The following is a 3,720-nucleotide window of genomic DNA, read 5'->3' on the forward strand; positions in this document are numbered from 1 at the left end:
AAAAATATTTTAAATAATCAAAAAAAACATCCATTTTAACTCCTCAGTACTTCGTTGAGTAGTGCTACATAACGCCCAATTAACAGGCAAAAAATTGTTGGCTAAAATAGTGAACGTAGTGAACAAAAAGCCAACTGTTTTTTGTCCTTGTTTAATTTCTTGTTATGTTTACGTTACTCAAAACCTTTGGCTTTAGAAGTTAAATACTTTGAAATAATATCCCTGCCTTGCTCAGATATATAGTTATCGGCTAACTCTTTTTGAAGTAAGCCGTTGTTAAAATCTATATATTCCTTCAGATATTTTATTCCAACTTCTTTATTTCCTTGCTCTAATTCAAAAAGAATTGTACGTAAAAGTTCTAACTCAAACGATTGGTTAATATGCTGTACTTCTCGCTCTTTGTTTAGATCAATAACTTCTCCCCAACGAGTAGCTTCCACTATTCCATTTCCAATAAAATAAGAACAAACGAGAAACGTAATTACGATAGCAAAAAATTTCACCAAACCTCCTTGTAAACATAACGCCCTTGTTAACTTGCAAAAAGCAGTGGGCTAAAATTGAGCGGAGCGAAATAGCCCGCTGTTTTTTGTCCAGTTGAACAGCTTGTTAGGCATTTTTACCAATAGCCATTAATACTGGCATGTTACCTTTTGAGCTGTTCATAATAAATGGACTGGATATTTTTGTACCTACAAAACAATTAGATTCAAATGCTTCTTTAACCCTTTTTTCTGTTAGCCCCATATCAGATGAATCATCGTTTGAAAGCCAATCCCATTGTATAAATACCCCGCCCTCTTTTAGTAATGACTTTAACAAGCTCAAAGTTGCCTCATAATCAGGTAGGAAACTACAAACAGATGAGGCCACGATTAGGTCAAATTTACTTTCAAATTCAGGACGTTTTACTATTAATTCGTTTGATAGATATTCAGAAATTGACGTTACATTATCTAACGTTTTCATATCCAAGTATTTTATCATTTCTGGCGATGAGTCAATTGCGATTATGCTTTTAACTGCAGGGCTAATAAGTTGAGTTAACGAACCCGTACCGCAACCAAAATCAAGAACTGTTAGCCCTTCAATGTCACAATTTTTTACAAGCTCAGAATATGCTTTATCAGCATACTCTTCCACAGTTTTATCAACATTCCAACCGCCTGCATAATCATCCCATTCATTAGTCAAAAACATTCTCCAAATATAGATAATTTAATTTAACACTGATGCCTAACGCCTCGTTAAGCGGATAAAAATGGTTGGCTATAATCGCGGAGCGATGGCCAACTGTTTTTATTCCGTTTAAACGACTTGTTATAAGCGTTCTTTCCTATTATCGTACTTTAACTTTAAAGACTGAGTTTTGTTTGCCACAGTCCAAGAATTACTTGATAGAATAAAACTATCCAACTCAGCTAAATTGTCCTTACAGCTTTTTTCGAAATTAATAAGAGTAGACTGAACTAACTCACGAATAATAAAGCAAATATATTGATGAATTTCATACCATTTATGAATATCTACAACTGTCAACGCATTAATTTTTTTTGATAAGTCTTTTTTCTCTACTTTGTTCAACCTATCGAAAGCATTAATCCATTGCCCATGCGCTATTTTATTCCTAATACTTTGAGGTTCTTCAATATAGTTTCTTATTAATTTTCTTAAATCACTTCTTCTATTTTTAAGAGTTGAATCTAATTTATAGTCACCAAATTTACTAAGACTATGGTCTATCAATAAATACCATTTTTGAACTATCGATTTTTTATTATTTATATCTGTTATTTGGGCTTGAGTGAAACCATTAGGAGTATATAAAATTTGTAAAAACTGAGCTTCGGATAAAGAACTATAAAGTAAAGCGTATAACTTTGTGTTAATTGACACCTTAAAATCATCTTTTTTGATCAAATAGCGACTAATATCCATTCTGAGGTTTTTTTCAGCTTGCTTGAGGTGCTTTACATTTTTGGTTTGCAACTGATGTAATTCTTGCATTTCTTGCTTGGTCATGCGAAACATCCTTTGGAATAAGATATTTACGAGGATTGGTGGGGGGGATGGAATCGAACCAACCTCTCTTTCTAAATAAATAAAAAGCGCATTATTCCTATGTATGCTACCCCATTGATATTTAACGGAATTATCATATCAAGTTTACTCAGGAAGTCAATGATGAGCAGTAGCTTATAACGCCTCGTTAAGCGGATAAAATGGTTGGTTAAAATCGCGTAGCGATAACCAACTGTTTTTATTCCGTTTAAACGACTTGTTATGCATCAAATTCATTAATAAGATCAATCACATGATCTATTTTTGTAACAAATGCCACAGACTTTTTTTCATAATACTCAATAAACACTCCCGCTAAGTAATGTTCATGTACTTTGTCTTTATTAGGTATAAACCAATAAGGTCCACCACTACAACCTCTAGGATGGAGTGTTTTTTGTCCATTTATTTTTTTAGACCAATGGATAGGATAAGACGAGCCTGGAATTTTATTAAATTGTGTAACATCGCAGTCCATATGAAAATTAAACGAATAAGTCCATAAAGCACCAGAGAAATGCTTATTTTGACTATCAAAACACTTCGCGGTTTTATTTTTTGATGACGGAAAGCCTTGTAATATTTGCATATCAACTTGTCTAAATTGATGATTTATTAAAACCTTACTACTTGGGATGGTGACTTTTTTACAGAGCTCGTAGTAATCATTTTCAGGACTAATTAAAATTGCAGCTAAATCGAATTGATTGTCAGCGATTTCAGTTTTTGTTTCAATTGTTCTTTTACAGTTAGCTAAAGACAATGAGAACATTTGAGTCTCTATTGCAATCACAAAATTACTTTGGGTTGCTTTAATTGCATCAATAACATGCGAAGCTGTTATAAAGTAAATATTTGAATATTGCTCAATTAAAAAGCCTGTACCTTCCATTTCAGGTCTTTCAAATCTACCTCTACGAAAGACTGGAATAACATATTTATCGAGAAGCTCACCTGCTTCCTTCAATGTCTTTCCATATAGTTCGTGAGAATCAAATTCGGTCACAAAATCTCCTTGATGCATAACGCCTTGCTAAGCGGCGTAAAATAGTTGGCTATAATTTGCGAGGTACGAGCGAAAGCCAACTGTTTTTCGTCCGTTTAAGCAACTTGTTAGCTTTACATTACACCAATTAGCCCTGATACGGCACCACCTAAAACGGAAGCAACTGTTGGGTTAGAAATTAATGATTTTAGCAAACCTTTTGCCTCTTCTTTTTCTGCGGGTGTAGAGTTTGAAGATTCAATTTCTTGAGTAAGCTGTTCGAAAGCATTAACTATGTTTTGAATGTTTCCGTCACCAACTTGAACATTAGAGTTATTAATATGGAAGGTTGTATTATTTGCCACTTTATTTTCTCGCTCTTGTTTAGCCTCTTTGACTACAGTAATTGAAAAATGTGACTGCATTCTTCCTATACCTGAATTAAATTGAACATCAGTTATAGCAAAGCGTTCTTCTGTTCCGTTAGGTAAAGGCTGAATAACAACATCGTTTTCAGTAACAACTAATTGCTCATTAAAGATAACAAGCTTTTCTGGACCAAATTTTGTTTTAAATGGACCTGTACGTTCGCCATTTTTATTCTCAATAAATGCATTGTCTGTCAACATGCGTTGAAGTGACATAGAATTCTCCTTGTAAAGCTAACGCCG

At 33.7% G+C, this 3,720-nt stretch carries 5 protein-coding genes; all 5 read right to left on the bottom strand.

The window, feature by feature from the left end:
- Nucleotides 1-173: 173 nt before the first annotated feature.
- The gene (locus CW745_RS16385) at nucleotides 174-506 is read right to left on the bottom strand and encodes a hypothetical protein (protein ID WP_101109780.1); all 333 of its coding nucleotides are present in this window, start codon (nucleotides 504-506) and stop codon (nucleotides 174-176) included.
- Between the two features lie 106 nt (nucleotides 507-612).
- A complete protein-coding gene (locus tag CW745_RS16390; protein WP_101109781.1) occupies nucleotides 613-1,197 on the bottom strand; it encodes a class I SAM-dependent methyltransferase in 585 nt (194 codons plus the stop codon).
- Between the two features lie 126 nt (nucleotides 1,198-1,323).
- Nucleotides 1,324-2,025, bottom strand: a complete 702-nt coding sequence (locus CW745_RS16395; protein WP_101109782.1) for a hypothetical protein — start codon at nucleotides 2,023-2,025, stop codon at nucleotides 1,324-1,326.
- Nucleotides 2,026-2,284: 259 nt separating this feature from the next.
- Nucleotides 2,285-3,070: a hypothetical protein gene (locus tag CW745_RS16400; RefSeq protein ID WP_101109783.1), complete on the bottom strand. Its 786-nt coding sequence runs from the start codon at nucleotides 3,068-3,070 to the stop codon at nucleotides 2,285-2,287.
- A gap of 113 nt (nucleotides 3,071-3,183) precedes the next feature.
- Entirely contained in the window at nucleotides 3,184-3,693 is a 510-nt protein-coding gene (locus CW745_RS16405) for a hypothetical protein (protein WP_153069777.1), read from the bottom strand.
- Between the last annotated feature and the right edge of the window lie 27 nt (nucleotides 3,694-3,720).

It is taken from the genome of Psychromonas sp. psych-6C06 (assembly GCF_002835465.1).
Taxonomy (GTDB): Bacteria; Pseudomonadota; Gammaproteobacteria; order Enterobacterales; family Psychromonadaceae; genus Psychromonas.